The organism is Luteolibacter sp. Y139 (assembly GCF_038066715.1).
GTDB lineage: Bacteria > Verrucomicrobiota > Verrucomicrobiia > Verrucomicrobiales > Akkermansiaceae > Haloferula > Haloferula soli.
The window spans coordinates 61,959-86,048 of sequence record NZ_JBBUKT010000011.1; the positions used below are offsets into that span (position 1 = coordinate 61,959).

Sequence of the window (24,090 nt, forward strand, 5' to 3'; positions counted from 1 at the left end):
GGGTCAATGGATGCCGAGTCAGTGGCCCTGCTTTGATTTCTCGAAGGTCTCCGCGGCCGCCTTTAGGAAATTGTCGCGCGCTTCCCATTGGTCACCGCTGGAGCATTGCACCAGGAAGAGGGCGATCATGCCGGTGCCGGGGTGGACGGAGAGGTCGGTGCCGTAGGCACCATCGTGGCCGAACATGCCATTCCGCAGGTGATAGCCGAGGCTGTAGTTCACCTTGGTGGTGCCGGTTTGTTCCTTGCGGAGTTCGTCCATCGCGGCGGGGGAGAGGTAGCGTTTGCCATCGAGTTCGCCATTGTTTGCGAGCAGCATGCCCCAGCGCAGGATATCGTGGGCAGTGGAGAAGAGGCCACCGCCGGCTTCGGGGAAGCGGTGGACACGGTCGCTGAAGGGCTGGTGGAGGTAGCTGACGCTGCCCTTGGTGTAGCCGGTCTTGTCTGCGTTCGGGCCGTAGGTATTGGCGAGCCGGGCGATCTGTGCATCGCTGGGCCAGAAGGTGGTCTCGGTCATGCCGAGCGGATCGAAGATGCGCTGCTGGAGGAAGTTTTCGTAAGGCATGCCGCTGACGAGCTCGATGATGCGCGCGGCGATATTCATGCCCTGGTTGCCATAGGCATACTTTTCGCCGGGCTGCGATTGGAGCGGGCCGGTGACGGAGGCGGTGGCGCGGACGGCGAGCGGCACGCTATCGGCGCCGGTGATCTGTTGCAGTTCGGGGTGCGGGGCGAGGCCGCTGGTGTGACTGAGCAGGTGACGGATGGTGACCGGGCGGGCGACGGGCTTGAGCAGGGTGTGCTTCTTGTCGTTTTCCGCGATGACCTGCCAGCGGTCGAGATGGGGAAGGAACTTCGTCACCGGGTCGTCGAGGCTCACCTTACCCTCGTCCACGAGCATCATGATGGAGGCGCCGGTGAACATCTTGGTCATCGAGGCGATCCAGAAGACATTGTCCTCGCTCATCGGTTTTCCGGCTTCGACATCGGCGTGGCCGATGAGGTTTTCGGAGACGACGGTGCCATCTCGGTTTGCGACGATGCCGATGACGCCGGCGAGCTTGTGGCTGTCGAAGTAGGGCTGCATCGCCGCGGCGACTTCCGGGCTGGCGAGAGGGGCTTCAGGCGCGGCGATGGCGATGATGGGAAAGGCCGAGGCTAGCAGCAGAGAGGTCCAAACGCGGAAATGCCGGCGAGTTTTCATGGCGAGGATGAGTCGCTATTCAGAACGGCGGGAGGTGCGGCGAACCATCATGCATGACACGGTCACATGAGGAGGTGGCGGCCGATGGGAGCCGGGAGAGGATAAATCCGTTCGGCGGGAAGGTGGCGCTTGGCTTCATCCGCTTTCCCCCTGCGGAGCAGATCGTGGATTTTGGTCACGGCGGGTGTGAGGTCTTCGATCTTGAGAATCCATTCGTCGACCAACGTGCGAATCAGATGGCGACTGATCCCCACCTGGATGCTGAAGTATTCCAGCCCTGCGCCTCGCAGCGTGCGCTCGGGATCCCATTGCACGTGAACCACGGCATCCTCGAATTGACGATGCCAGTCATCCCGTGACCGGTGGGCCTTCGGTTCGTAGGAAGTAAGGACCGCCTTGCTGAGGGCTTCCTCCCAACCCTTGCGGGAAATCGTCACGGCCAGGGTTCTTTCCTGGCCGCTCTTGTTGCCCCAATTGCTCCGGTGCATGAGCCACAGGAACGACGGCTTGATCCACGTCATCCGGCCAAACGAAAACGGCTCGACGAAGCGTCCGGCCTTCAGTGCGGGATCGGCGATGGCCGAGGAATAGCCCTGATAGACGACGATGCTTTCGCCGTCGTAGTTGGCGCGGATTTCGTGTTTGGAAGGCATTGCGGGTCGATGGAGGAGGGCACTCGGCATCATCCCTCCGGCACGTAGCGGCGGGTGGCGAGCATGAGGAAGGCGGCGACGGTGGATGCCACCAGAACGCCTACCCACAGGATGGCGGGACTGAATTGCCACAGGGTGATGCCGAGCGACGGGCCGATCATGGTGGCGCTGCTCCAGCTGATGGAGCTGACGCCCTGATAGCGGCCGCGCATTTCATCCGGGGCCAGGCCGGCGATGTAGCTATTGCCCACGGGCAGGGCGATCATTTCACCGAGGGTGAAGATGATCATGCTCGAGACCAGCAGCGGGAGGCTGGCACCGAGGGCATTCATGCCCATGCCGAGGCCGATGATCGCATAGCCGGTGGCCATGATGCGGACCGGTGCGAAGCGCCGTGTGAAGCTGGTCAGGGGCAGCTCGAGGAAGACGATGAGGATGCCATTCAGCGCCATCAGTAGGCCGTAGGCGCGCTCGTCGAGGCCTGCGCCTTCGGTGGCTTGGAGGCCATAGCTGCTGCTCATTTGCCAGAAGACGATGCCGATCAGCAGGCTGGCGATGGTGGCCAGTTGGAAGGGGACATTGCCCTTCATGTGCTGGAGAGCGTGGCTCCAGCCGAGCTTGGCGGCGGCAGCGCTGGCGGGCCGTGGCTTCAAGCCGAAGAGCACGGTGAGACCGAGGATGATGGTGGTGGCGGCGTCCGCGATGAAGAGCGCCATGAACGATTGCTTGGCCATGAAGCCTGCGGTGGCCATGCCGGCGGCGAAGCCGAAATTGATCGCCAGCCGTTGGCAGGAGAAGGCACGCACCCGCAGCGCTGGTGGCACGAGGTCGGCGATCAAGGCACCTGCTGCCGGGCCATACATGGCGGTGAGAAGGCCGGTCATGAAGGTGGTGCCCACCAGCGCCGGGACCCCATGGGCTTGTGACAGCAGCAGCATGAATATGGCCGCGCCCGCACACGAGATCAGCATGGTCGGCTTCCGGCCGATGCGGTCGGCCAGATAGCCGCCGATGGCGCCGGCAACCAAGGCGCCCGCTCCATAGGCCGCCATCACGAGGCCGGTGGTGCCGGCATTGTGCCCCTGCTGACGGAGGTAGATGGCCAGGAACGGGATCACGAAGTGACCGAAGCGGTTCACGAGCGTGCCGCTGAAGAGGATCCAGTACTGGCCGGGCAAGGCGCGCAGGTCTTGCCACAGCGTGGTGTGGTGGGGCGTGGCTATCGGCGTCGGGTTCATGACATGGGGCGGAAAACAAAAAGCCCCGTCTGCCGGTGTGGCGGACGGGGCGAAAACGGTTCTGGAGTGTCTGTTTATTCCATCACGATTTCATCCCGCCACGCGCGCTCGTATTTGGTGGTGCGGAAATTCGCGCCGAGCGGACGGACGACGGTATGCCACATGCCCGCAGTCTGCCCGCCACGCACGAGGTGCGAGAGGGAGCGGGAAGCGGAGGACACCGGATTCATCGGAGGGTCGGGAGAGTGTTAGGCAGCGGGGCGTGAGTCAATCCGGATCTCCGTGGAGAGAGGCGGCTGGACGGGTGGAACGGGATATGTTTTTGGCGGAAATCGGGGTGCGGGAGGCTTGTGGCGCGGGGTTTTAAGAAATTTCCGAAATCCTGAACTTGTTCGGGGGTTGATTTTCAAGTAATTCCCGGCGCGTGAACACTCCGGTCCCACTCCGGTGGATGCGCTTCACCCCCATCGCTTTCGCCCTCCTCCTGTCCCTCTGTCCGCTGGCAGCCCAAGTGGTTGTCTCCTCTCCCGTGACGGTCACCCATCGCGTGCAGATCCAACCGATCCGCGTGAAGAAGACCAACGGGACGGCTGCGACCACCTTCGGGACGGGCACGACGGAGACCTACATCAAGGATCAGATCAATCGTGTGTGGGCGCAGGTCGGCGTGGAGATCACGTGGCTGCCGCTGGCGGACTACACGAACAACTTCGCCTACGACGGCTCACCGACGAGCTATGCCTCGACCGCCCGGCCCACGGCGCATTTGTCGCAGATCGTGGATGCCGCGGGAGTGCCACCGAAGAGCGGGAATGCGATCGTGGTGAACTTGTTCTTCGTGGAGATCGTGCCGGGTTTCGCGCAGACGAACGACAATACCTCGAACGGCCTCGCCTTCATCGACTCGAATGGGATCACGCTGCACGTGGGGACGAATCTCCTGACCTGGCAGGCCGGGCGGGATGTGGTCGCTGCTGTGGCCGCGCATGAGATCGGGCACAATCTGGGCCTGTCGCACGCGGCGAATAATACCGACAACCTGATGAGCCCGGGAGGCACCTCGCAGCGGCTGACCAGTGCGCAGAAGACGACGGTTTTCACGAACAACTCCGGCACGGATAGCTATGAGTTTCTGCAGCAGGTGGTGCAAAGCAGCCAGTATCAGCAGTGGGCTGCCACCAATGGCGTGATTGGCGGGCCGGAGGATGACCAGGATCATGACGGCATCACCAATGTGATCGAATTCATGCTGGGGCTGAATCCCACCACATCGAGCAAGATGCCGGTGCCAGTGCCAGGAGCCAATGGTCTCACGTGGACCCTGACGAAGAATGCCAACGCGCTGGCCGATGGGCTGGTCTATCAGGTGGAAAGCGGCAATGGCGAGGCGTGGCTGCCCGCTGGTGCGAATGGCAGCGGAACCACCGTGGTGCAGGACAATGCAAGCGCGCTGATAGTGCGGCTGAATTCGGGAGGCGGCCGGCGCTTCATGCGGATGAATGTGGGCGTGCCTGCGTCGCTCACCGCGGGTTCAGCAGCGGCTGCGTTTTATGCGCCCGGGGAGCCGGGCGAGCGGGTGGTGTCGGATTGCGGCGATGCGGGCTGCGAGATTCATGCGGCGGTCCCTCCGTAGCGGAAGCTCTGCGAGCTTCCGGCGGGGCGAGGCGTTCGAGAAGGTCGCCGCGTCGATTGTCGTGCGGGTCCGCCAGACGCCGGAACGGCGCAGCCGCTCCGCTACATATTCGGTCCGCGCTAGGCGAGGAATCCAAGCGGCCCGGTCGCGGCGGGCGTGAAGAAGTTGCCGACATTCGGCAGCACCAGAGGCAGGCTGGAGGGTGGCACGCCGAGCCACAGGGCGAGCTCGGCGAAGTATTCGTCGCAGCTCGTTGTTGGAATAAGCCGGCCACGGCCGGTATCGAGCGGGTTCAGGTCGTTGCCGCTTTCCGGATTGAGGGCGAGGCTGGGATACTGGCCGTAGATCTTTTTTCCTACGACGCTGCCGCCCATCACGAAGTGATTGCCGCCCCATGCGTGGTCAGAGCCGCGGGCATTGCTGGTGAGCGTGCGGCCGAAGTCGGAGGCGGTGAAGAGCACGACTTGGTCCTGGATGCCGAGCGCGACGAGGGCTTGCCAGAATTCACCGATGGCTTGGTCCACCTCGCCCAGCATGGCTTCCTGAAGCGACAGGGTTTCACTGTGGTGGTCCCAGCCGCCGCGCTGGACGAAGAAGGTCTGGCGTGCGGCCTGCAGTCCATTGCGGCCCATGATGGCCTTCGCCACCTGCTTGAGCTGGCGGCTGAGTGGATTGTCATTGGTGAAGGTGGCGGTGGCAGGGAGATCAGGCGCGGTGGCGGCGGCATACATCTCGTAGGCCTGCTGAGCCTCGCGGCGCTTCTTCTGGAAGGTCTCCTGCAGCAGGTGGCTGTATTGCTGGGCCAGCATGCTATCGACGGCGGTGCTGGCGGTATTGTCGAAAGGACGATCGGGATCGTAGCCGGCTTTGTAGCCGGTGAGCGGAGTGGCTCCGCCGCCGGATCCATCACCGTAGCCGGCATTGACGGCATACTCCGCGCCGGTGATTCCGCTCTGGAAGACATTGCTGCCGTCGATGGAGATGTTCATCGAGACCGCCTGGCCGGGATTGATGCCCTTGATGAGGTCCATCATGCGGCCGGCCCAGCCGACGCCGGTGCGGCTCTGCGGAACGCTGGTCTGCCATTGCTCGATCTGATCGGAGTGCGAGTAGAGGCCGAGCGGCAGGCGCTTGGATGCGGCGATGACTTCGGCGCGGCTGAAGACTGGCTCGATCAAGGTGCCGACATTCGCCACGAAGGCGGCATCGCCTGCTTCGAAACGTGCAGCGAGGTTCGGCATCGAGGGATGCACGCCGAAGGTGCGGACGCCTGTATTGGTCGGGTGAATCCGGTGAAGATCCTCGAGATCGAGCGCGAGATCGCCGCGGCTGTTCACGTACTCGGTGCGTGAGTCATCGTGAGTAGAGGAAGGGCCGCTGTAGGGGGACAGCATGTTGAAGCTGTCATTCCCGCCGCTGAGGAAAAGGCAGACGATGGCGCGATACTCGCTGGCTACGGGCGGGGCTGCACTGGCGATGGAACCGGCGAGCCGCAGATTGAGCAGCGTATTCAGCAGCGGGATCGAGCTGACGGCGGAGCAGCTGGCTTGGCCGAGGAAGCGACGGCGGGACGTGCGGTGGGCATTCATGGGATCGTTTCGGATCACGCCGGGGGGCACGCGCGATGGGCTTATCTCAGATTTGGGGAGGCCTGTCTACCTAGGGCTCCGGGTCATTTTGCGCAGAGACACTGAATCGCTCTTTCTCCGCTTTCTTTTGCGGTCTGTTGGGATTCCGGGCGGCCTTTCCCATCGACATTGGGGCGGCGGGCGAGTGTCTTTCATGCGATGTCTCTTCCGTCCTGGGCCACCGAGATCGTCGCGCGCTACGAAAGCGGGGCGGCGGGTCAATTCATCCTCCACGGCAATGTCGCCGACCGCATGCTCTTGCGCCTGCCGGAGGGTCCGAAATTGGGACGGCTGAATGACTACTTGTTAGACGTGTTGCTACCGCGTTTCCAAGTGGTGCTGAGCTATGATCCGGGCTTCGGCTTGCGCGTCGAGCGGGGGAAGGAAGTGTTTGCTGATTGGCCGGCGTTGAAGGAGATGCCGGAGTTGCCATCGCTGCCCTTGCTGGCGGTCCGGGCCATCGCTCGCTTTCTCCAGTATGCACGGAACCTGCGCGCGGTCGGGGCGAAGCCGGTGACCGTGGCGGTGGTGCTGCGGGATGCGCAGCTCTACGTGCCGGTGCTGCCGCAGACGATGAATCATGAGCTGAGCGCGATTGCTTCGCTGATCCGCACGTGGGGTGGTGACACCACGCTGGCGGCGCATGGCCAGGCGGTGTTCCTGGTGGCGGATCGTATCAACAGCCTGCATCCGCTGGTTGCCACAAATCCGCGGGCGGCGGAGATCGAGCTGCCATTGCCGGATACGAGTGAGCTGGCCGGAGCACTGCAGGCGCTGGCTCCCGAGTGCCCGAAGGCGCTGGCGACGGATGCGGATTTTACACGCATCGCTTCGCGACTGGCGGGCACGTCGATCGCAGCCTTGGAAGCTTTCCTGCGGCGTCGCAATCACGCGGGCCTGCCATTGGGCGATGCCGACCTCGGCGAGCTGCGGAAGGCGCTGGTCGAGCGCGACGCGGGTGAGTTGCTAGACTTCGTGGAACCTGACCGAACCCTTGACGATGTGATCGGTTTGGAAGGCGTGAAGACGCGGCTGCGCCAGGATCTCACGCTTTGGAAACAGGACGAAGTCGAGGCGCTGCCGATGGGCTATTTGTTCTGTGGGCCTGTCGGGACGGGCAAGACCTATTTGGCCGAATGCCTCGCTGGTGAAGCGGGTGTGCCGGTGGTCACTCTTCGGAACTTCCGCGATCGCTGGGTGGGATCCACCGAGGCGAACTTGGAGAAGATCTTCGCGCTTCTGCATGCGTTGGGCCGTTGCATCGTCTTCATTGATGAAGCCGACCAGGCACTGGGCCGTCGCACGGCGGGTAGCGGAGACTCCGGTGTCTCCAGCCGTGTTTACTCAATGCTCGCCGCGGAGATGTCCGACACTCGTAATCGCGGCAAGATCCTGTGGGTGCTGGCCTCGAGCCGGCCGGATTTGATCGAGGTCGACTTGAAGCGCCCGGGCCGTATCGACGTGAAGGTGCCGATCTTCCCGACCGCGACTGCGGAGGAGGGGATGATCCTGTTAGGCGCGTTGTGCAAGCGCCGCGGCATCCCGCTTGATGATGCGGCAAAGGCCGCGTTGCTTCCCTTGGTTCCCTCATGGCTCACGCCGGGCGCTGCGGAAGCGCTCGCGGTGAAGGCCTATCGTCTAACAAAAACGGGAACCCCCTCCGCTCAAGAGGCGCTGCGCACTTGTTTGCAGGGTTACTTGCCGCCCGTCGATCCACTGGTCATCAAGGCTCAGATGCGACTCGCTTCTGAAGAAGCGACCGATGCGGAATTCGTTCCTGCGGAGGTCCGCCGCTACCTCGACTCCTGATGACACCGGAACAGGAACGATTCGCGGAGCTTGCAACGAGGTCATTGGAAGGAACACCGGAGCTTCGGGATGAAGCTCGCTCCGAGGTTCTGGGCCGCCTTGCTCATACCGGAGCCGACCCCGCGGAGGCTTCGGCAAGGCTGGAGTCGAGTCAGCCGCGATCCTTCTGGATGCCGGTGTGCCTTTCAGCGTTGGCACTCGTCGTTCTGGGCCTATGCGCCAGCTGGCAGATGACGAAAGTCTTGCCTGAAGCCAGAACGCTTCAGGGGCTCACGAATTTCGGATCGTCTCTCAATCCCAAGGATCGATTGCGAGAGCGACTCGACCCGGAGACGCGCGATTTCGTCTATGCCTGCATTGGTTCGGACCATGAAGTGGCGAAGAACCTCCAGCGACAATGGGAACTTCATCCCGACGAGCTGGGAATCTACGAGGAGCTTGTACACCGCCGCATCGCCGCGAAAGAAGGCTTGCCCCCGGGTTTTCAGAAAACGTGGCGACGTCGTGATGGCGACAATGGCATGTGGCTCTTCCTCGAGGCGGTTGGCAAGAATGAGGAATGGAAGGCCAAAGGGCCGCCTGCCGGGGAAACGTTTTCCCGGGAGACGCTGGACTTGCTTCGTCAAAGCGCTTCAGCCCCGAGGTTCAAGTCCTACTTGCCTGAACTCCGCAAGCATCGTCTCGCCCTGCTGGGCCCCACCGACACGATGGCGGGAGAGACGGAGATCTTCCTCTACTCGATTTCGGCGCTCTGGGCACCGAGCATTCGCTACCAGAACGACGCGCTCCTCACCTTTAGCAAAGCGGCAAAGCAGGCCGTGGTGGATAAGAACGCCACGGAACTTGCAGCCGTGATCAAGTCTTACGAGCGCTTGCCTGGTCGTCTGGCCGGGAACGGGAGCACGCTTTTGGATCTGATTCCCGCCGCGTCTAGTTGGAGCGAAGCAAGCAAGGTCATGGTCCAAGCGAGCCGGGACCTCGGACTGCAAGAGGAAGAACTCCGGATGGAAGAACTCGGGAAGCAATTCTCGGACTACCAGGCGACGTATCATAGGTCCCGTGCCGACGCGAAGCCGATGAGCTCTCTCGCGCGGGTGTTGGTGAGTGGTCCACTGCCTGACGTGGTCGTCGAGGCATCTGCTTTCGAGCCCGGCCGGCGGGTGGAATACGCCGTGATGGAGCGGATGTCAGCTTTGCTGGCAGCGATCGTGGTGCTGCTATTTCTCGCCGTTGCCGTTGTCGAAAGCTTCCGCCGGGGCCGTCGGGTCAATGGCTTGGCGACCGGCTTGGAGCCTCTGTTTCATAGGGTGGATCTGCTGTGGACTTTAGGCCTCGGAGTTGTCGTTCCGTTGTTGTGGTATTTCGGGATCACACGAGGGACTGCTTTCGGCCTGCGCGATATCGGAATGACTTACTACGAGAACCAGCCGCATCCTATCTTGATCCAGGAGGGAGCGGCTTTGGTATTCATGCTCCTGATGATCGTTCAGACGGTGCGCTGGCGCGTCTCCACGAGAACCAGCTTCCTAGCGTTGAAACCTGCTCGGCCATGGATCGGGTGGACGATGGCGGGCGTTGCCGCGGTGGTCATGCTTTCGGCGGGTGGAGTCCGCTGGCTTCCGGGAAATCAGCAGCGCTATCTGCAGGCGATCGCAGCTACCGGTGGCTTGCCGTTGCTGTGGCTATTGTGGGAGACGGGGATGATGCTCTTTTCGTCCCGTGACCAAGCTCTCGGTGGCGTCCTTTTGTGCCGTCGCATGATCGTGCCGCTCACACTGCTGGCGGGATTGCTGCTCGCATGCCGGGGGCCGCTGATGGCGACCGAGCGTTATTGTCACGCGCAGGACAATGTGACCCGAGCTGACCGCGAGCGTGGTGGGTTGACCCTGTTGGAGAGTCAAGTGGTTGAGAACGTTCGCAGGCGCATGCACAAGGCATTTTCCGAAGCCAGCTCCGCCCGCTGAGCATCTACGATTCGGCCAAGGCGGCGAAGAGCGCTTGCATCTCTTCGTCTACCAGATCACCGGAGACCAAGGTGCGGGCGATCTCCTCGCGCAGTCGATGCCGGTAGCGCTTCCTTAGCCGGTGCACGGCGACCCGCGCGGCTCCTTCGGTCATGCCGAATTTTTCCGCGATCTCCGCGTAGGCGATGCGATTGCTGCCCATGCCGAGGAACGGCTTCCATCGCGCGAAGTCTTCTTCCTCTGCTTCAAGATCGGCCAGCACCTTGTCGAGCAAGGCCATCGCCCACTCGCGATCGAAGAGCACGTCGGGGCTGAGCGGGTCGGCGGGATCGAGGGCGAGCCCGGTTTCCGCGTCGCGCCGGTCGATGGAGATCCTCGTGGCAAAGCCACCGCGCTTTTGCCGGTGGGCATGGCGCCATTCGTTGGCGAGGTAGTGCTTGAGCGTGCCTAACAGGAATGCGCGAAAACGCCCGCGGTCGACATCGGCATGACGCAGGCCCTGGCCTTCCCAAAGGTGGGCGAAGAATCCCTGCACCAGATCCTCCGCATCATGTTCTCCGTGGCCGAGTCGACGGACGTAGCGGTAGAGCGGCGGCCAGTAGATGCGGAACAGCTCCGCCAATCCCTCGCGTGCCCGCGCAGGATCCTCCGCACCCGCGTCGCCGACGAGAGTCCAGCGGGTGGTGGCGAAGAAGGAGACGTGTGGCTTTTCTCCGGGCATGCGGTACTGCTCATCCTAACGGAAATCCGCTGCCGCGTTACACGAGAAAGATGTCAGCCGTGCTCAAGGATAGCGCACGTGACGGACGGTGAGCCGGCTCAGGGCAAAGTCACCGCCGTAGTCATTCCACAGCTCCAGCGACGTGGGCATCACCTTCGCTTCCGTGTCCAGTTCGGCCAGCGTTTCCCCTTGGGCATTGGTGCCGGCGTGGAGCGTGATCCTTCCCGCTGAGGGGTCGTAGCGCAGGGTGAGATCGTGCGTCTCCAGCGCGGACAAGCGGGTGAGGCTGGATTCCCGGCCGGCAATGTCATCGCGCAGACGCCAGCAGTGATTCTCGCGGGCAAGGGCGACCACCGAGCAGAGGCGCTTGCCATTCGCATCGATCAAGGTGATTCGCTCGATGCCGCTGCGGCGGGTCTTCTTGTCACCCATCACCGCTGGAGGCGTGGTGGTGAACGTCGCCACGAGGACCTCGCGGCCTTCACCTGCCGGTGGGTCGGCGAAGATGGCTCCGAGATGGCGGAAGCCGCCGGAGGTATCGAGCTGGCCATCGCCCGTTGTCATGATGCCCTGCTGCTCGACCACCTTCCACGGCTTGCCGATATCCGGCTGTTTTCCAGCGAGCACCGTGCCCGCTGGCTCGCTGAAGTCGTCGTCGAAGATCACCTGTTCCACCGGCGGCAATTGGCGGAAAGCCGTCCGCTCTGCGGCAGCGCGCCGGGTTGGTCCACCATCGCGCCACGATGCGGATTCACCCGTGGAAAGCACCAGCTTGTCCTCCCCCGGTCGTGTGATCTCCACGCTGCCGCCCAGCACGTGGACGTCGCAGGACCCATCGTCCAACGCGCGGATACCGAAGTCGGTGCCGACGTGCCGCACGGTCGCTCCGGCTACCTTTACCTCGAAGCCGGGGCTGTCCGCTGCCGTGTGGAAGAAGATTCGGCCGCGGCGCAGCTCGAGATCGCCGTCATTGTTCAGCAGCCGCAGGCTTGCCGAGCCGTCGATGCTGGCTTCGGCGGAGGGATTCAATCGCACGAGCAGCACGCCATCGTGCACCTCGAGCACCTCGCCCTTTTTCCAGAACTTGGAAGTCGCCTCTTTCCCATCGATCAGGAAATGGCTGTCCGCGGTGGCGGTCATGGTCACCCGCGGCGTATTCGAGTGAATGACAAAGGCGGTGAAGAATCCGGCCACCAAGACGGCGGCGAGGGCGAGCAGCAGCTTGCCGATCTTGCGCCGCTTGACCGTCGGAACGGTGACCACCTTCGCATGCGCGGCGAGGTGCTCCGGCATCTCGTAGGTGTCCACGAGCATCTGGTCCGTGCAGAGCAGCGCGTAGTAGTCCTTCCGCGCGGCCGGATCGCGCAGCAGGATTTCCTGGAGGCGCGCGAAATCCTCCTTGCCGATGGTGCCGTCGACCAACTCATGGATCAGCGGCACGGTCTCGGACGGCCTGCTCATGAACTCTCAGGTTGGTGGAGTTGCCCTTCAATGCAGCGCCGCAGTCCGGCACGGAGCTGATGGAGGCGCGCCTTCAGCGTGCCCACGCTGCGGTGGGTGTCGTTTGCCAGTGTCTCCAGCGAGCCGCCGCTCCAGTAGCGATGGCGCAGCAGCTCGGTGTCCTTGGGCGTGAGCTTGGCCAAGCAATTGGAAAGCGCGGCGCGGCGCTCGGGAAGTTCGTCCACGGTATCGGCGAACTCGGTGGCGAAGAGGTCGAACAGCTTGTCGTCGAACGTGACCAGCGGCGACTTTCGCTGCTTGCGGAGGTGGCTCTTCACTTCCAGCTGGGCGATTTGAAACGACCAGTTCTTGAAGCTGGAGCCCGGGCGGAATTTCTCGCGCTTCTTCCACAGCACCATGTTCACCGCCTGCCGGATGTCGTAGGCCGCGTGCATGTCACCGGTGAGCGCGCGGATGAAATAGAACAAATCCATCTGGCAGCGGGTCAGTTCGCTCACGAATTCGTCGAGATTCTCTTCACTGGGGTCCATGGCTGCCAAGAATGCACGGCCTGTGCCGGTAGCGAGGTTTAGTTTGCGGGCGGGATTTCCGCCAGTCTGTCGCGGATCTTTTTCACGGCCCATGTGGCGTGTTCGGCAATCAGTGGATCCGGGTCGACCGCCGCCTGATCCAGCGCGGGAAGATCGTCCGCTCCGCCGGTATTTCCGAGCACCACGCAGACGTTTCGCAGGAAACGCGGGCGCTTGATCCGCTTGATCGGAGATTTGGAGAAAAGCGTGCGGAAAGCATCATCGTCGAGCGCCAGGAAATCGCGTGCCTTCATCGCGAAGACCGCTTCGCGGGCGTGGAAGCGAGCTTCGCGGGCCTCCTTGGCAAAGCGGTTCCATGGGCACACCTCCAGGCAGGCGTCGCAGCCGTAGAGCCGGTCGCCGATCGCCTCGCGGAATTCCTCCGGGATCGGTCCCTTGTGCTCAATGGTGAGATAGGAAATGCAGCGCCTGGCATCCACCCGGTGCGGCGCGGTGATCGCCTTCGTGGGACAGGCATCGATGCAACGCGTGCATTTCCCGCAGTGGTCGCCGAAGACCGGGTCCGGCGGCAGATCGAGCGTGGTCAGCAGCTCGGCGAGGAAGAACCACGTACCGATCTCGCGGTGGATCTGGACGGTCGACTTGCCATTCCAGCCGAGTCCCGCGTCGCTGGCAAAGTCCCGCTCCAGCACCGGGCCGGTATCCACGTAAAACCGCTGCGCGCCACCCAGTGCCTGCATGCCCTCGTCCATCCGGCGCAGCATCTTCTCGATGATGTCGTGGTAGTCGTCATTCCACGCGTAGCGGGCGATCCGGTAGCCTTCGCCTGCGCTACGGCCGGGATAGTAGTTCAGCGCGAGGCAGACCACTGCCTTGCAGCCGGGCAGTACCTCGCGGGGGTCGCAGCGGCGCTCCGGCGTGCGCTCCATCCATGCCATCTCGCCGTGGCAGCCATCGCCGATCCAGTCCCGGAAGGCGTCCGCATGCGTCGCCACGCCCGCGGCCGCGATCCGGCAATCATCGAAGCCGGTCTCGCGGGCGAGCTGCTTGATCGCATCGGCCGGGGACATAGGGGGACCATGGGGCGGGAAGGGGGGGGTGACAACTGTGGCGTGGCTCTCCACCCTACCCGAATCGGTGGATTGAAATCCCCGGCGGGTCCGTCACGTTTGGAAACCATGCACCGTCGGCACTTTCTCGAATCCTCCGCCCTCGCCCTCGCCGCCACCGGCATTTCGCCTCTGATGGCGGCGGAAGCCGCCCCGGTGGCAGCGGACCGCCCGCTCGCTGTTTTCACCAAGATGCTGGAAAAGGTGCCGGCGGACGAACTCGCGGAGAAAGTGGCCGCTCTTGGCGTGACCGGCATCGAGGCCCCGATCCGCGCCGGGGGCCACATCGAGCCGAAGGACGTGCCGGACAAGCTGCCAGCCTTCGCCGAGGCCTTCAAAAAGCGGGGCCTCGAAATCGTGATCCTTTCGTCCGATGTCGATCAGGCGAGCGACGAGCACGCGAAGGTGCTCCGGACCGCGGCTTCACTCGGCATCAAGCGCTACCGGCTGAAGCACTACAACTACGACCTGAAGAAGCCAATCGCGCCACAGCTCGCCGACATCCGGGCCAAGCTCATCGACATCGCTGCGATGAACAAGGAGCTCGGCGTGCAGGGTCAGTATCAGAACCACCGCGGCAACAACTACGTGGGTGGGCCGATCTGGGACATGGTCTGGGCGCTTGATGGCATCGATCCGGCGCAGCTGGGCCTCGCGTTTGATTTTGCGCATGCGACCGTCGAGGGAGGCAATGCGTGGGAGCTGAACCTGCATCGCGCCGCGCCGCACATCGTGGCTTTTTATTTCAAGGACTACCGCCTGGATGGGCGTGAGTGGAATCCCTGCCCTCTTGGCGAAGGCTCGGTGAATCCGAAGTCGGCTGCTCTCGTTCGGCAGCTTCTTCCGGCGACCACGCCGATCTCGGTCCACATCGAATACATCAGCGGGAAGGATCAGGCTGCCCGCATGTTTGAGGCGATGAAGAACGACGTGGCGACCTTGAAGAAGTGGCTGGCGTGAGTGGTGGGTGCGGGGGCAAGGATGTCCCCGCTCCTCAGGGGCCGAAGGCGAAGCGTGCGAAGAACTTGGCTCCTCCTGGCGGTGGGGTGATGCGGTAGGTCAGGCGATCCACCGCCGGGCTGGTGGTCACCCGTTGGCTGCCGACGAATTCCGCGCCAGCATCCACGGCCCAGCTGGTGAGGTTCGTGGAAATCTCGGGAGTCACGGATGCCCCTTCCGCAGTGGCGCGGCGCGTGATCGTCATCAGGAACTTGCCATCTGCCTCGGCGGTGAAGGTTGGTGCGAGGCTTCGGTCAGCGACCTGCGGATTGCCTCCGAGAAAGTACTCCTCGCGCGTGGTGAAGCCGTCACCGTCCAGATCGGCGTTGTCGCCGGGATTGCCATTCGCGGCCTTCCAGTCGGCATAGCTCTGCGTGTCGCTGAGGCCAGGAGTACCGCCGCCTGTCACCGCGCTTGCGCGCCAGCTCCGCGGATCTTTGTGGTCCGGTGCGGTCGTGGGATTGACCAGCACCAGCGAATAGCCATCGCCGTCCGCCTCGACCGGCCACGGGGGCACGTCATCGTAGGTGAAGTCGTGCAACTCGGTGCCGTTGGCGGCGACCAGCCGGATGTGCTCGCCGGAGTTATCGAGATTGTTGGGGAAGGTTCCCGCGATGGGCCTGCCGGTTCCAAACGCGGCGTTGAAGGCTGCGACGTCTTTCACCACCAGGGTCCGCGCTCCGGGTGCCAGCAGCGTGCCGCCGGGGAAGGTGAAGGTGAGGCCTGCGGCGAAGTTCACGCTGCTCAGGTCGAGCGTCGCGTTCGAGACATTCGTCAGCTCCACATACTCGGTGGTTTCGACGTCTCCCGGTGGATTGTAGTAGATCTCGGAGACGACCAGGGTGGACGGCGTGGGCAGCGCGATGCCACCGGTATTCGTGACAACAATGCTGTCGCTGCCAACCACGGCGCCGGTGAAATCCACGGCTTCCAGCGTGATGGCATTCGGACCGGAGGCGATTGGCACGGCGGCTTGCCATGCGGTGGAGGATGTCCACGTCACGGCCAGCGGCACGCTCGATCCGGCGAGGCGGATGTTGCGCACGTTCACCCAGCCGGTACCCGCTAGGGTTACCGGGCTGAAGGGAGTGGAGAAGTTCGCTCCGTTGTTGGTGGTGATGTTGAAGGCGACGGTTGGCGTGTCGCTTTGGATCGCACCGAGGATGTAATTCGAGCGCGTGTTGATGTAGCTCAAGTGACCGGCGAAATCCTGGCCCGGCAGCAAGTTGCCGTAGTGCGCGGCCCATGGCCCCATGTAGCTCTGGTTGAAGACGGTCGTGCAGATATGATGGAGGTGGCCGAGGTAGAGGCGGCGGCGCGCGGGATTGGCGACAAGCTTCTGGAGTTCGGAATTGTCAAAGATGCCGCGCGTTGCATTGAACGCGTAGTCCATGTCGTGCGGGAAGTAGAGGACGCGCCCATCCGGCCGGGCATAGAAGATCCCGTTGTGGTTCGAGTTGTCGAAGAACGAGTCTCCCGCGCCCGTGGTGCAGGCATGGGCCAGTGCTTCGAGCCACTGGTCCGGATCGATGACGTCGGTCAAGCCGGCTTCAAAGGCGCTGCCGCTCCTGGAGAACTGCTTCGCGGCTGCCATGATGCGCGAGTAGTCGTCCTTGTCCTGATTGTTTTCCTGCAGGAAGTTCCAGCGGTAGTTCTCCTTGTCGTCGCCTAGGTCGGTCATGTCCGTGCCGACCACGCCGTCCGGCTGGGGCAGCTTGTAGCCATTGGCATCGGTCGTAGTCGGGTAGTAGATCAGCTCGTACTCCCAGGCCGACCCATCGCTGCCGTGTTCGAACTGCGAGTCGAGGAAGACGTCGCCGTAGCGGGCCATTTGCAGGATCGCCTGGCTGGTGTGGGCCGGGTTCGGCGCGATGACCTGGCAGAGGTCGTTGTATTCGGCGGGAATGTTGCCGCCGGCGGCCATGGTGTGATCGAAGAGGATTTCGCGGCAGCCGGTATCCTGGCCGTCCGAGCGGTCGATCGCCACGGTCTTATGAACACCGCGGAACAGCTGGCCTTGGTTGAAGTCGAGATTGAACCCGACGCGCTGGTCGGAGGGGCGGCCGCGCTGGCTGCTCTTCAAGCGGACGCCGACGTCGTAGTAGACCTCGTTCTCGTCATAGATGACCGTGCAGCCGAGCCGCTCGTTGCTCATCAGGTTGTTCTCCTGGTAGAGCAGGGCCTTGTCCGCCGCGTCCATCACGATGCGGATGTTGTGAAGCCCGTTGGTGGCGGCCAGGCTGTCGTTCACCTGATAGAGCGCGTGAGAGGCGACGCCATCGGCGGGGAAGTACGAGGTTTGTGGTACTGCCGCCGCATCCGTGGCGGAAACGTAGAAGCGCACCACGCTGGCGGCGGTTTGGCCCGGGACGACGGCGGTGAAGGTGGCTCCGTCGCCGGTGGCGGTCATCGGCACGGCCGTGAACGATCCGCCATTCACCGCGTAGCCAAGTGTCAGTGTGCCGAGCCCGTCGGGGTCCGCGGCACGTGCTGTCACGGTCACGCTTTGACCTGCATTCGGCACGGCGGGCGAGTGGGTGAAGCGAGTGAAGCTGGGCCCGGCATTCGGCAGGGCGGTGGAGTTCGCCGTGCCCGGAGTGCCGGGGTTTTCAAACCTCGTCAGCTCGGTCGTCTTCGCGCAGCGATTGAAGTAGAGCCGCGTATTGAGCCGGTTCGATCCGCTGAGCCAGCGGGCGCGATAGCGGATTTCGTAGACGCGGCCGTTCACCACCGACCTTCCGTTGGTGAGGGTGGTCTCCACGTGGTTGTGCATGTGCTCGGTGGCTCCCTTTGCGGAAAGGTGCAGCACCGGGTTGCCGGGTTGGGAAGGATCGTCGATCACCTCGGCGTGGCGATGGTTGCCGAGGAAACGCCAGCCGGTCGTTCCCGAACTGAAGTTGCCATTGGCGATCATCGGTGTGGCGGTGGTGTCGGGATTTTCGATCACGGCGATGTCATCCAGCAACACGTCACCATCGTCTAACAAACCAAAGATGAATTCCCGCCACTGGCCATCCGGTCCCACGCTGCTGGCGTTGGCCGTCATCCGGTAGCTGTAGTTCTGCCACGACCGCCGGGCGCTTTCATTGCTGGCGGCCCAGGCCTCGGGCAGTGAGTTGTCCGAGTGGGAGTCGCGGAGTTCCAAGGTGGATCCGTCGCCGTCGGCATCGCCCGGCCAGCGACCACCATCGAGGTAGTTTACTTCGTCGGCGGGATTGCCCGCTCCGTCGAATAGGGTCACCGTTTCGCCGCTGTTGTCCAGGCTGCCGGACCACGGGCCGAGCACGGTCACACCGCCCGGCACGGGAAAGTTTCCTGGAGTCTTCGCGACGACCAGATAGCCGCCGGCGGCGATCATCGTGTTCGCCGGGAAGGTGAAGTCGACTCCGTTGCCCAGACGCCAGCCTCCGATGTTTACGGCTGCGGCACTTTTGTTGCGGAGTTCGATCCACTCCTTGTCCGCGCTCGCCGGTGTCAGGTCCACCGGGTGGTAGCAGAGTTCATTGAGCACGATGTCCTGATGGAGCGTGAAGGCATTGGTCGCGCCCGGTGTGGCAGACGAAGGGAAGAGCCAGCGCCCCGGCCACATGTCGCTGCGGCCGCGCACGACCGAGTCCGCGATCTGGGCATCGACCGGGGCACCGCTGGGAGCACGCAGGATGACCTTGTCGCCGACACCGGGGCGGAAGCCGAGTTGGATATAGTTGAAATGAAGCATGCCTCCCGGAGGCACTGTGGTATTCGGCAAGGCATCGGTGCCATCCACGGAACCGGCAACTTCCAGCGTGAAGCCGTTGGTCGAAATGGTCTGTGATGATGGGTTCCGGACTTCGATGAAGAACGATGGGGAGGCGGACGCTGCGATTTCATTCAGCTCCAGTGCTGCTGGCAAATCGGGATCCACGGGTGTCTCGATGCCGCGCAGGTTCGCGGTGAAGTATGCGGTGTTATCCGAGGCACCGGTATGCACCGAGACGGCGAGGACATTCGTACCGCTCACGAGTGCGGTGGAGGGGACGGTCTGATATCCTGTTGCGGCCGGGGTGGCGAGATCGGCCAGTGCGGACGTCGAATGACTCACGCTGCCACTGGCCATGCCACTGCGGGAGATCTCCTGGCCATTAAGATAGAAGACCGCGCCATCCGCCAGCGTGTGCCCGAGTTCCAATGTCGTGCGGGCGGGATCTCCGGTGAAGGTGAAGGATTTCCGGAAGTAGGAGGTGGAGGCGTTGGACGCCAGTGTGGTGCGAGCGGCACTATCGGGGAAGGCGGTGGTGAGGCCATACTTGGCTTCGAGGTAAGCACCGGTCGCTTGGAAATCGGCATCGCCGAGCGCATCGCGATAAATCAGCAGCTCGGCGATGTCGCCATTGAAGCCATTGAGCTGGCTGCCGTGGCGGCCGATCACGATCGGTTGCGGGGTGAGGCTCGATCCATCGTCGGCCGAAGTGCCTTCCATCACTCCATCGACCCACAATTCGAAGCGGCTGAGCGCGGGATTCCGCCGCACTGCGACGATTTGAAATTGGGTGGTGGAGATTGCAGTGGTGGATACCGGGCCGCCGAGGCTGCTGTTGTTGTCGTAGCGCTTCTGAAAGCCGTAGCGGCCGTTCACCGCCTTGAGTGAGACCAACGGCGGATCCGACACGGTTGGTACGCGGTCGAAGAGATAGGCACCGCTGCCATCGGAGATGCCGCCACTGCTCGGCGCGGCGTTCGCGCGGCAGACGATGAAATAGACGAAGCCCGAGGTGGGTCCAATGCCGGGCGAGACCGCGGTGCGGAACTCGTCGTTGCCATCGAAATTGACCGAGGGTTGTCCGCTCGGCGTCATGTTGGTGGCGAAAAATGGATTTCCGCCGGATGTGGCACTCTGGGTGGCGCCATCATCGGTGGCAGTGTCGTTCCATGTGGTGAAGCCCGCTCCATTCGAAACGCCGGTAATCGCACCGGCCCGGAAGCGCTCGACCAGGTTCGCGGTGGCTCCGAGGACCGGGGCAATGCCCGTGGTGGCGAAGGGCGCTTGGCCTTGTGACCATGCGCTGTCGTTGAAATTGGCATTCGCCCAGGTGCCGGCGGGCGCGGCGGTATTGTCGCGGTAGCGCCAGGTGGTGTCGCCGTTTGTGAAAACGTGGGTCAGCGGCTGATCCGGCGAATGGAAGTTGAGTGCGGCGGGCGTGGCGACCGCGCCCCTCCAATTCGCCGGGTCTCCGGCGCTGCGGCCTTCGTATCGCTTCGCCAATGTGGCACCCGCACCATCCGCGGTGACTGGCCACGGCGCGCTGTCGCCATACGACAGGTGATCCATCAGGCGGCCGGTGGGGCTCAGCAGGTTGATCGTTTCGCCGCTATTCGAAAGGTTCCCGGTGAAAGGGCCGAGTACGCCGGGGATGCCGGCGAGCGATGCATGTGCCGGTGTTTTCGCGACGATCAGATATCCGCCGCCGGGGATCACTGTGCTACTAGGGAAGACGTAGTCGATGCCATCCGCCAGCGACCAGCCGGAGATGTCGACGTTCACCGCCATCTGATTGTGAAGCTCGATCCACTCCGCATCCTGGCCGGAAGCCGGGTTGTAGTTGATCTCGTTGAAGGTAACGACCGCGTCGGGTGTCTCGGCGAACAATCGTGCCGTGGCGACGACGCCGAGCAGCGGGAGCCATCTCATGGGAAACATGGAAAAGGAAAAGCGGGTGTAAGGGTGGAAGGAGAGCCGGGGAGGGGCGGGCTCTCTCCCGAAAAAAGGCCCCGCGGATCGCTTGGATCCGCGGAGCCGTGAATCATCGAGGAACCGGGTGGGTCACTCCGTGTAGGAGATGCGATAGTAGGCGCGCACGTCCGGTGGATCATTGTCCAACACCGTCACGGTGCCCGAAGGTGGTGCGACTTCCGTATCCACATTGGTCCAGCTCGCCGCTTGCAGGGTGGTGGAGCGCTGCAGGATGTAGGTGGCGCCCGGAGCACCCGTGAAGGTGCCGGTGACCGAGTTGCCATTGAGATCCACTACCAGCGTCAGCGGACCCGGAGCCGTGCTGGCGGCGGGATTCACGGTGATCAGCACCGTGCCGAGGGCGGACGTGCCGCCCCAGCCATCGCTGACCGAGTAGGTGAAGCCATCCAGACCGCTGTAGCCGGTTGCCGGCGTGTAGGTGAGAATGCCTCCGTCGTTGGTAATCGTGCCGCCGTTAAAGCTGGTGGCACTGAAGCTGGCGATCGTCAGCGTGTCCCCATCCGAGTCGGTGTCGTTGACGAACATGTCGAACACGGGGTTGATCTCGAGCGGCACGTTTGCGTCGGTGGTCAGGTTGTCATCGGACACCGCCGGGTTGGTATTGCCCACCGTGACCGTGGCCACGTTGCTATCGACGAAGGTGACGCTATTGGTCACGCGCACCTTGAAGTTGCCGCCAGAGGTCAGATCATCGATCGACACCTCATAGGTCGGGGAGGTCGCGTCGGGGATCGGGTTGCTGCCCTTGTACCATTGGTAGCTCAGGGTAGCGGAACCACTGGCTGCGACGCCGAGCGTGAAGACACCATTGTGGGGACCGGTGCCGCCTTGTGGTTGCACCACGATGTGCGGCGGGGTGTTCAGCGGAACGATACCGATGGCGTGCAGGCCTTCGACTCGCAGGCCGGTGTATCCGGTGACTGCGTCAGCGTTGTTCACCACGAAGTCGATGTTGTTAATGCCGGCCGTGAGGCTTGGAGCATTGGTGCTATTGATCGTGAACGGGGCCAGCACGCCGTAGGTGACGCCAGCGGTGTTGGTGATGCCGGTGGGCGATCCGTTCACGCGGAGTGCGAGGCCGGAGTTGTCGGTGGCCCAGCTTCCGGTGATCTGCACGGTGGAGACATCGAAGCCGGTCAGATCAACCTGGGTGCGATAGACGTAGGTGCCGGGACCTTCGCCCGCATCCGAGTTCAGTGCGGCAGCAGCGTTGGTGACGGTACGTGGGCCGACCCAGGTTGAGGTAGCCGAATGAGGAATCCACGAACCAGGAATCGGGTTTTGGACGAGCACGTTGGTGCTCGACGGATTGTCCGGGTTCACGATGAGCGTGTAGTGCGCATCCGTCGCTCCGGCAGGCAGTGCCTGGCCGAAGTTGTTCACGCCGGTGGGGAAGACACCGGGGACGTTTTCAAGCACGGAGACCACGGCCGCGTTGCTGGTGGCGGAGCTGACGCCATTGGTCACGACCAGCGTGTAGCTGCCGCCATCCGAGACATCGGCATCTTCGATGAGGAGCACGGGCTCCGTCGCTCCCGGGACGTCCTGGGTGCCGCGCTTCCACTGGTAGGTCAGGGTTGCACTGCCGGTGGCTGCACCCCGCAGGGTGTAGCTGCTGTGAAGGCCGATGGATGCTCCCACCGGCTGCAGGGTGATCGTGGGAGCCACGCCGACCATGGCGTTCGCCTCACGATTGCTGCTGCCATAGATGTGCATCGTATCGGTGCCGGTGATGCCGTGGAGCATGATGGTGGCAGTGGCGGCGGTCGCCGTGTATGAGTAATCGAAGCGGATACCCTGGTTGTCGCCGTAGGTATGCTGATTGAGGATGGACGGGGGCTCGCCGGGGACTGTTCCGTAGAATGCTCCTTCGCGTGCTCCCGCGCCGAAGCCGGCCGAGTAGATCGAGAAGACGTATTGCTTGCCCGCGGTCAGGCCCGAGAGGCTGAAGACGCTCGGGGAGCCATTGTAGCCGAAGTCCTTCGCCATCGCGGCGCCGTAGCCGGTGATGGAGTTGGTATCGTTGTTGAAGATGGTCGGCAGGGTGAGGCTGCAATTCGTTCCCGTGGGATTCACGCCGGCGATACCGGTGAAGTTCACGCCGTTGATGTTCGGGGAAACGGTGGTGCCGTAGCTTTGGGCGTGAGTGTAGACGTGATTCGGGCTGATGCCGGAATCGGAGTCATCATGCCATGCATTGACGGACCAAGCGCTGGTGGCGGTGCGGGGTGTCGTTTCCCGGTTGCTGAAGGCGCTGGTGTGGAAGGAGAGGCCGGACAGGGGCGGATAGGAGATCGTCACCGGCGAACCGAGCGCGTCGGTCGTGTAGGTGTAGTTCACCTTGATCCCCTGGCCTTTTCCGTATTGGTTCAGGTTCACCGTGTAGGAGTTGCCTCCGAGGCTGCTGCTGAAGGTCGATGCCCGATTGGCCGTCGCGTCCGTCGGCGCATCCCAGCCGGCACCGTAGATGGTGAAGAGATACTGCGTGCTCGGCTTCAGGTTCTGAAGGGTGACCGAGGTCGCGCCGTCGTAGCGGAACGGGCTCGCCAGCGTGGCGCTATTGCCGGTAACTTGCAGGACCCCGGCACCAAAGGCGGCGGAGGCAGTGAGCCCGGTAAGATTGTAGACGCCCGGCAGCGCGCCCTGGCGTCCGTAGAAGGTGACGCCATTGATCGTCACGTTCGTGTTGGCATTGCTCAGCTTGAAGGCGTGAGTGTAGACGTAGCTGGAGTCGACTCCGGAACTCGCATCGTCGGTCCATGGGGAGAAGCTCCACGAATTGGTCGAAGGGACCACGGTCAGGCTGTCCAGAAGCAGCGTGTGGTCGCCATTGGCGGAACTCGCAGGAGCTACCGTCGGTTTTGTATTGGTGAAGGTGATCACGTGCGACGTGGCCGTCGCGGTGAATTCAAAGCTGGCGGTGCGGTAGGCAGCGGTGCCCCCGACGGCAGACACTTCCGCAGAGACGGTCGGTCCCGCTGCCGGGTTATCGATCGAGAAGCGGATATGGGGGACGTTCGCGGGAGTCTGCGAACGAGCATTCACCCTGACCGACACGTTGTATTTGGTGCCGATCGTCAGGCCCGAGACGGTGGTTGAAAGCGATGGCGTTGCCGCGCCCGTGGCCTGGAGGAAGGCGACATTCGGGGTGCTGGGAATCGTGCCATTGTTGGCAAACGGGGAGGTGCTCGCCGGATTGAGGCCGACCCGGTCGAGCGGCGAGGGCGTCCATCCGTTGATCGAGGCGGCGCCGCCGTTGCCGGAAGCATAGCCTGGGAAGGTGGTGAAGTTGGCGGCATCGAATCCCGGGTTGGTCAAGGTTTGCGCCGACAAGGGGGTCGCGGAGAACAGGAGCGCCGCGGCGAGGCAAGTCGCCAGCACTCCTGTGGAGCACGAGGTTAGTTTCATGGG

At 63.3% G+C, this 24,090-nt stretch carries 15 protein-coding genes; 4 read left to right on the forward strand and 11 right to left on the reverse strand.

Annotated features, from left to right (window positions below):
- Positions 1-18: 18 nt before the first annotated feature.
- The 4 genes from WKV53_RS22810 to WKV53_RS22825 all read right to left on the reverse strand — a co-directional run bounded on the left by WKV53_RS22810 (position 19) and on the right by WKV53_RS22825 (position 3,324).
- Positions 19-1,203, reverse strand: coding sequence for a serine hydrolase domain-containing protein (locus WKV53_RS22810; protein WP_341407128.1), 1,185 nt, complete (start codon positions 1,201-1,203; stop codon positions 19-21).
- A 62-nt stretch (positions 1,204-1,265) separates the two neighbouring features.
- Positions 1,266-1,856 (reverse strand): DUF4291 domain-containing protein, encoded by a 591-nt coding sequence (locus WKV53_RS22815; RefSeq protein WP_341407129.1) that lies wholly within the window; start codon positions 1,854-1,856, stop codon positions 1,266-1,268.
- A gap of 29 nt (positions 1,857-1,885) precedes the next feature.
- Complete coding sequence (locus WKV53_RS22820; protein WP_341407130.1) at positions 1,886-3,094, reverse strand: MDR family MFS transporter; 1,209 nt, start codon at positions 3,092-3,094, stop codon at positions 1,886-1,888.
- A gap of 74 nt (positions 3,095-3,168) precedes the next feature.
- The gene (locus tag WKV53_RS22825; RefSeq protein WP_341407131.1) at positions 3,169-3,324 is read right to left on the reverse strand and encodes a hypothetical protein; all 156 of its coding nucleotides are present in this window, start codon (positions 3,322-3,324) and stop codon (positions 3,169-3,171) included.
- Between the two features lie 194 nt (positions 3,325-3,518).
- Here WKV53_RS22825 and WKV53_RS22830 point away from each other — a divergent pair, with 194 nt between their 5' ends.
- Entirely contained in the window at positions 3,519-4,727 is a 1,209-nt protein-coding gene (locus WKV53_RS22830; protein ID WP_341407132.1) for a zinc-dependent metalloprotease family protein, read from the forward strand.
- A 119-nt stretch (positions 4,728-4,846) separates the two neighbouring features.
- Here WKV53_RS22830 and WKV53_RS22835 read toward each other — a convergent pair whose 3' ends face one another.
- Positions 4,847-6,316, reverse strand: coding sequence for a DUF1501 domain-containing protein (locus WKV53_RS22835; RefSeq protein ID WP_341407133.1), 1,470 nt, complete (start codon positions 6,314-6,316; stop codon positions 4,847-4,849).
- A 198-nt stretch (positions 6,317-6,514) separates the two neighbouring features.
- On the opposite strand from WKV53_RS22835, the gene WKV53_RS22840 reads away from it, so the two are divergent.
- Positions 6,515-8,164 (forward strand): ATP-binding protein, encoded by a 1,650-nt coding sequence (locus tag WKV53_RS22840; protein ID WP_341407134.1) that lies wholly within the window; start codon positions 6,515-6,517, stop codon positions 8,162-8,164.
- A 242-nt stretch (positions 8,165-8,406) separates the two neighbouring features.
- Positions 8,407-10,128 (forward strand): hypothetical protein, encoded by a 1,722-nt coding sequence (locus WKV53_RS22845; RefSeq protein ID WP_341407135.1) that lies wholly within the window; start codon positions 8,407-8,409, stop codon positions 10,126-10,128.
- 4 nt (positions 10,129-10,132) lie between these two features.
- Here the strand turns inward: WKV53_RS22845 and WKV53_RS22850 are convergent, their stop codons facing one another.
- The 4 genes from WKV53_RS22850 to queG all read right to left on the reverse strand — a co-directional run bounded on the left by WKV53_RS22850 (position 10,133) and on the right by queG (position 13,910).
- A complete protein-coding gene (locus WKV53_RS22850; RefSeq protein WP_341407136.1) occupies positions 10,133-10,849 on the reverse strand; it encodes an RNA polymerase sigma factor in 717 nt (238 codons plus the stop codon).
- 63 nt (positions 10,850-10,912) lie between these two features.
- Positions 10,913-12,310 carry a FecR domain-containing protein gene (locus WKV53_RS22855; protein ID WP_341407137.1) on the reverse strand — a complete coding sequence of 466 codons (1,398 nt, stop codon included), beginning with the start codon at positions 12,308-12,310 and terminating at the stop codon, positions 10,913-10,915.
- Positions 12,307-12,840, reverse strand: coding sequence for a sigma-70 family RNA polymerase sigma factor (locus WKV53_RS22860; RefSeq protein WP_341407138.1), 534 nt, complete (start codon positions 12,838-12,840; stop codon positions 12,307-12,309). Before WKV53_RS22860 ends, WKV53_RS22855 begins: the two co-directional genes overlap by 4 nt.
- Positions 12,841-12,878: 38 nt before the next feature.
- Positions 12,879-13,910 (reverse strand): tRNA epoxyqueuosine(34) reductase QueG, encoded by a 1,032-nt coding sequence (gene queG, locus WKV53_RS22865; protein ID WP_341407139.1) that lies wholly within the window; start codon positions 13,908-13,910, stop codon positions 12,879-12,881.
- A gap of 108 nt (positions 13,911-14,018) precedes the next feature.
- On the opposite strand from queG, the gene WKV53_RS22870 reads away from it, so the two are divergent.
- Positions 14,019-14,909, forward strand: a complete 891-nt coding sequence (locus WKV53_RS22870) for a sugar phosphate isomerase/epimerase family protein (RefSeq protein ID WP_341407140.1) — start codon at positions 14,019-14,021, stop codon at positions 14,907-14,909.
- Between the two features lie 34 nt (positions 14,910-14,943).
- Here WKV53_RS22870 and WKV53_RS22875 read toward each other — a convergent pair whose 3' ends face one another.
- Positions 14,944-20,616 (reverse strand): lamin tail domain-containing protein, encoded by a 5,673-nt coding sequence (locus WKV53_RS22875; RefSeq protein ID WP_341407141.1) that lies wholly within the window; start codon positions 20,614-20,616, stop codon positions 14,944-14,946.
- Between the two features lie 132 nt (positions 20,617-20,748).
- Positions 20,749-24,087 (reverse strand): Ig-like domain-containing protein, encoded by a 3,339-nt coding sequence (locus WKV53_RS22880; protein WP_341407142.1) that lies wholly within the window; start codon positions 24,085-24,087, stop codon positions 20,749-20,751.
- Positions 24,088-24,090 lie beyond the last annotated feature (3 nt).